Annotated in this window: 1 protein-coding gene; it reads left to right on the top strand. The window is 64.6% G+C overall.

The genetic code is table 11. From position 1 onward, the window contains the following. Window positions 1–520: ABC transporter substrate-binding protein (locus tag CXQ91_RS24395; RefSeq protein WP_146072446.1), on the top strand; the 520-nt coding region annotated here is incomplete at both ends.

Raw genomic sequence — 520 nt, 5'->3', positions numbered from 1 at the left:
GTACATCAAGGCCATCCAGGACGGCTCGGTTGATGTGGTGCCCGACTACAGCGGCAACCTGCTGGGCTTCGTGGACCCCACCAACACGGTGACCGATCCGGCGGGTATTTTGGCGGCCCTGCCGGCCAAGCTGCCCTCCGGCCTGACTGTTCTGGCCGCATCCTCGGCCGAGGACAAGGACGCCATGGTGGTCACGGCCGAGACGGCGGCCAAGTATGGCGGCCTGAAGTCCATTACGGACCTGGCCAAGGTGTGCGATCAATTGACACTGGGTGCCCCACCGGAGTTCAAGACGCGCCCCTACGGGTTGCCCGGTTTGGCCAAAATTTACAATTGCGTGCCGAAGGCCTTCACCCCCATCAGCGACGGCGGCGGGCCCCTGACCGTCAAGGCGCTGCTGAACAATGAGATCCAGGTGGCGGACATTTTCACCCCCTCCCCCGCCATCCCGGCCAACAACCTGGTGGTCCTGGAGGATCCCCTGCACAACTGGCTGGCCCAGCAGGTGCTCCCCCTGGTC

This window comes from Arthrobacter sp. Y81, from assembly GCF_002929335.1.
In the GTDB taxonomy this organism is placed as follows: domain Bacteria; phylum Actinomycetota; class Actinomycetes; order Actinomycetales; family Micrococcaceae; genus Arthrobacter.
Note: the sequence above shows the minus strand (reverse complement) of the source record. Positions and strands in the feature narration are given on the sequence as shown.